Genomic DNA, 3,906 nt, shown 5'->3' with positions numbered 1-3,906 from the left:
GGGCCAGTCGAGCCCGGCCATCTCGATCAAGCTCGCCACCAGACCGTTCGCCAGTGGGCTCGGACCAATGGCGCCTCACTGGCTCACTCTGACGAAGCGGCAGGCCGAACAACACTTTCAACGTCAGACAGGTCTGAATGGCGCTGTCGGAGAAGGTCTCGGGGTGGCCGCGCTTGACAGCTCGCTCGGCCTGCCAAGACATTTCCGGATCGAACCAGACGGACAACGATCCTCGCCGCTTCAGGGAGGCGTTATAGCCGGACCAGTTCGTCGTGCGGTAGCGGGTGTTGGCAGGCTCTGGCATGCCAACGATCTAACCCTCAGGATTCTCAAGGTGAATCCCTCTCACTGATATGTGCAACAAGCCCCAACCATAGTGAATGGTTCTTCGGATCACAGGTGTTCCCGGCATGGGTGGGCTACTCCCTCGGATATGAACTGGTTCGGCGTTATCTGGCAGCGCATGGCGATGCCCGTGCATCCAATCTGGTTCACGCAGACGCTGCCGATTTTCGCGCACTGCTCGACGCTGTTTGAGCGGCAGCTCTGTCCGCATCAGCGACATTCGCCCCGGATTTTGCTGCACAATGCCACGACCGACGGCTTCCGGGAAGCTGCGCCGCGGCGACGACGCATGCTCAGCCGGCAGCTTTGGGCCGAGGCTGTGTGAAAACTCAGATTTCCTGAAATCGCGAAGGACGATTTCCTTGTCAGGCTGCCAGCGGTCGCCAGCATCGGAACAAAACTTCTCAGGATCGCCAACGGGCGAACACTATTCCGGAGCCGGCCATGTCCGATCAAGTTTTCACACAGCCTCGGCCGAGGCTGTGCGGAAACTCAGATTCCCGAGGCCGCGAAGAACGATTTCCTTGCCAGGCCGACCGCAACCGCTGGCATCGAACAAATCCCCTCAGGGTCTCCTGCGGGCGAACACCATTCCGGGACCAGCCATGTTCTGTCGGTTTTCGACAGGGCCTCGGCCGGACAGGTAAACCCCCGTTCTGCTGCACTCAGTTTCGCAGCGCGTTCACCACGACCTTGAAGGCGGGCAGGTTCTGATGCCGGCTCGGGTAATAGATGTGATAGCCGGCGAAGCGCGGCGACCAGTCATCCAGCAGCAGCTCAAGCGCGCCGCTGTGCAGATGTGCCGTGACCATATCCTCGGGCACATAGGCGATGCCGACCCCGTCAAGCGCCGCCGCGACCATCGTCGCCTCGTCGTTCAGCGTCAGCCGCCCCTCGACACGCACCCGCAACTCCTTGCCGTCCTTCTCGAACTCCCAGACGTAAAGGCCGCCCGCCGTCACCAGACGCCGGTTGATGCAATCCTGCGCCAGCAGATCCTGCGGATGGCGGGGCCGCCCGCGGGCCGCGAGATAGCCGGGCGACGCCACCGCGACGAGCCGCCAGTCCGGCCCGACGCGCTGCGCGATCATGTCGTGCTCGACACTTTCGCCCAGCCGGATCCCGGCATCGAACCCGTCCTCGACGATGTTGCGAAAGCCGCCGTCGACACTCAGCTCCAGCCGGATGTCGGGATAGTCACGCAGCACCGGGCGCAGCTTGGGCCAGATCAGCTGCGTCAGCGCGTGATGCGAGAGCGTGATCCGCACCGAGCCCGCGGGCCGGTCGCGCAGCTCCATCAGCGCGGCGATCTCCTCCTCGATCTCGCTCACCCGGGGCGCGAGCGCCCGCCGCAGCCGCTCGCCCGCCTCGGTCGTGGCGACCGAGCGGGTGGTGCGCGCCAGAAGCCGCATCCCCATCTGCGTCTCGAGCTTCCTGATCCGGTGGCTCAGCGTCGATTGCACCACGCCGAGCTTCGCCGCGGCCCGGGTGAAGCTGCCCTCCTCGGTGACCGCCAGGAACCACATCAGATCGTTGAAATCGGTCTGCGCCATTGCGCCCCCATTCATGGCCCTGGTCGATAGGTGCAAGCGATACCTCGCCTCTAATCAATAAGTCGCGCGCCGCCATATAACAACGGCAACCGACGCAAGCAGGAGGTTCCGATGAAAATCACCCGCGCAGGCAGCACCCCCTCGATCAAGGGGCCGGCCGACTGGTTCACCGGCACGGTGCGGATCGACCCGCTGTTTCAGGCCGAGCCGCCGGGGCAGGCGGCAGGCGCCGCCGTGACCTTCGAACCCGGTGCGCGCACCGTGTGGCACACCCACCCGGCCGGGCAGACGCTGATCGTCACCGCAGGGCTTGGTCGGGTGCAGCGCGCCGGCGGCCCGATCGAGGAGATCCGGCCCGGCGACGTGGTCTGGTTCCCGGCGGGGGAGAAGCACTGGCATGGTGCCGCCCCCGAGGTGGCGATGACCCATATCGCCATTCAGGAGGCAGTCGAGGGCGAGGTCGTCACCTGGCTCGAACCGGTCAGCGATGCAGACTACCGCGGCTGACCCCGCCCCGATGACGCGGCGCAGCTTCACCACGGGTGCAGCCTGTGCCGCGGTGGGCCGCCCTGCGCATGCTACGCCTAAGGAGCTTCCGATGCGCCTCATTTGCCGCTTTGCCGATCAGTGCTTCACCGTCGCCCTGAACGACAGCCCGGCCGCGCGGGACCTGCTGTCGCTGCTGCCGCTCGATCTGACGATCGAAGATTATGCGCAGAACGAAAAGATCGCCTATCTGCCGCGCAAGCTGACCGAAGAGGGGGCCGCCCCCTTCGGCAACGAAGCCGTGGGTGACGTCTGCACCTATGCGCCCTGGGGCAATCTCGTGTTTTTCCACGCGCCCTATCGCTATTCCCGCGGGCTGATCCGGCTGGGCCGGATCGAGGGCGACATCGCGCCCCTCCGGCTGCGCGGCACCTATCCCCTCAGCGTGATCGCTCACGGCTGAGGCCTGTCTCAACGAAAGGTAACGAACATGAAAGACAAGGTCATCATCATCACCGGCGCGTCGTCGGGCATCGGCGAGGCCACCGCGAAGCTGCTCGCCGCGAAGGGCGCGAAGGTCGTTCTGGGCGCACGCCGCGCGGACCGTCTGAAGGCCCTGGCGGATGAGATCACCGCCGCGGGGGGCGAGGCGATCTGGCAGGTGCTCGATGTCACGAGCCAGGCCGACAACGACGCGCTCGTGAAACTGGCGAAGGACAGTTTCGGCCATGTCGACGTGATCTTCCTCAATGCCGGGATCATGCCCAGCTCGCCGCTCTCGGCGCTGAAGACCGACGACTGGCACGCGATGGTCGACATCAACATCAAGGGCGTGCTGAACGGTGTCGCCGCCGTGCTGCCCGAGTTCATCGCGCAGAAATCAGGCCATGTGATCGCGACCTCCTCGGTCGCGGGGCTCAAGGCCTATCCGGCGGCGGCGGTCTATGGCGGCACCAAGTTCTTTGTGCGCGACTTCATGGAGATCCTGCGCATGGAATCGGCGATGGAGGGCACCAATATCCGCACCGCGACGATCTTCCCGGCCGCGATCAACACCGAGCTTCTGCACACGATCAGCGAGCCCGGCACCGCGGCCGGCATGGCCGCGCTTTACGAACAGGTCGGCATCACCCCGGACCGGATCGCCAATGTCGTGGCCTTCGCCATCGAGCAGCCTGCGGATACCAATGTCAGCGAGCTGACCGTCGGGCCGACCGTTCAGGCCTGGTGAACTGGCGGGCGGCGGAGTGACAGCTCCGCCGCCTTGGCCGCGTGCCTCAGATGGCCCTTTGCGGCGTGCCCCGATCCCCGCGATAACGACCTGATGCCTGGATCTTCTGACCAGAAGCGGTTTGTGCAACGTGTCGATGTGCAACGTGTCGATGTGCCACTTATGGATAGTGTCCCCGCCGGTGGTGTCACTTTCGGTGGGCCTCGCGCTCTGATGCGGGCCGGGTTGGTCAGTTGCGCTGCGCAGCAGGCAGGCTGACCATGACACCCTCACAGACCGGCGCGAGCGTTT

General features: G+C 65.2%; 5 protein-coding genes and 1 pseudogene. 4 read left to right on the top strand and 2 right to left on the bottom strand.

Features of this window, described 5'->3' with window-relative positions; translation table 11 throughout:
- Positions 1 to 304, bottom strand: a pseudogene (locus EOW65_RS19715) (transposase); the annotation flags it as partial.
- A 95-nt stretch (positions 305 to 399) separates the two neighbouring features.
- Here EOW65_RS19715 and EOW65_RS20445 point away from each other — a divergent pair.
- On the top strand, positions 400 to 537 hold the full coding sequence (locus EOW65_RS20445) for a DUF2268 domain-containing putative Zn-dependent protease (RefSeq protein WP_206364112.1): 138 nt from the start codon (positions 400 to 402) through the stop codon (positions 535 to 537).
- A gap of 473 nt (positions 538 to 1,010) precedes the next feature.
- On the opposite strand, the gene EOW65_RS19700 is transcribed toward EOW65_RS20445, so the two are convergent.
- The gene (locus EOW65_RS19700) at positions 1,011 to 1,898 is read right to left on the bottom strand and encodes a LysR family transcriptional regulator (RefSeq protein ID WP_128152369.1); all 888 of its coding nucleotides are present in this window, start codon (positions 1,896 to 1,898) and stop codon (positions 1,011 to 1,013) included.
- A 111-nt stretch (positions 1,899 to 2,009) separates the two neighbouring features.
- Here EOW65_RS19700 and EOW65_RS19695 point away from each other — a divergent pair, with 111 nt between their 5' ends.
- The 3 genes from EOW65_RS19695 (at position 2,010) to EOW65_RS19685 (ending at position 3,615) form a co-directional block, all read left to right on the top strand.
- Positions 2,010 to 2,405, top strand: coding sequence for a (R)-mandelonitrile lyase (locus EOW65_RS19695; protein WP_128152367.1), 396 nt, complete (start codon positions 2,010 to 2,012; stop codon positions 2,403 to 2,405).
- Between the two features lie 91 nt (positions 2,406 to 2,496).
- On the top strand, positions 2,497 to 2,847 hold the full coding sequence (locus EOW65_RS19690; protein WP_128152366.1) for a cyclophilin-like fold protein: 351 nt from the start codon (positions 2,497 to 2,499) through the stop codon (positions 2,845 to 2,847).
- 27 nt (positions 2,848 to 2,874) lie between these two features.
- On the top strand, positions 2,875 to 3,615 hold the full coding sequence (locus EOW65_RS19685) for an SDR family oxidoreductase (protein ID WP_128152364.1): 741 nt from the start codon (positions 2,875 to 2,877) through the stop codon (positions 3,613 to 3,615).
- The last annotated feature ends 291 nt before the right edge of the window (positions 3,616 to 3,906 follow it).

Origin of the sequence: Paenirhodobacter ferrireducens (genome assembly GCF_004022265.1) — a bacterium.
Classification (GTDB): domain Bacteria; phylum Pseudomonadota; class Alphaproteobacteria; order Rhodobacterales; family Rhodobacteraceae; genus Rhodobacter; species Rhodobacter ferrireducens.
The sequence above is the reverse complement of the archived record's forward strand: the minus strand, read 5'-3'. Positions and strand labels throughout refer to the sequence as shown.

Bases quoted from the DNA above. Each gene is read 5' to 3' on its own strand.
- EOW65_RS19695 (WP_128152367.1), top strand. From the start codon at position 2,010: ATGAAAATCACCCGCGCAGGCAGCACCCCCTCGATCAAGGGGCCGGCC.
- EOW65_RS19685 (WP_128152364.1), top strand. From the start codon at position 2,875: ATGAAAGACAAGGTCATCATCATCACCGGCGCGTCGTCGGGCATCGGC.
- EOW65_RS19700 (WP_128152369.1), bottom strand. From the start codon at position 1,898: ATGGCGCAGACCGATTTCAACGATCTGATGTGGTTCCTGGCGGTCACC.
- EOW65_RS19690 (WP_128152366.1), top strand. From the start codon at position 2,497: ATGCGCCTCATTTGCCGCTTTGCCGATCAGTGCTTCACCGTCGCCCTG.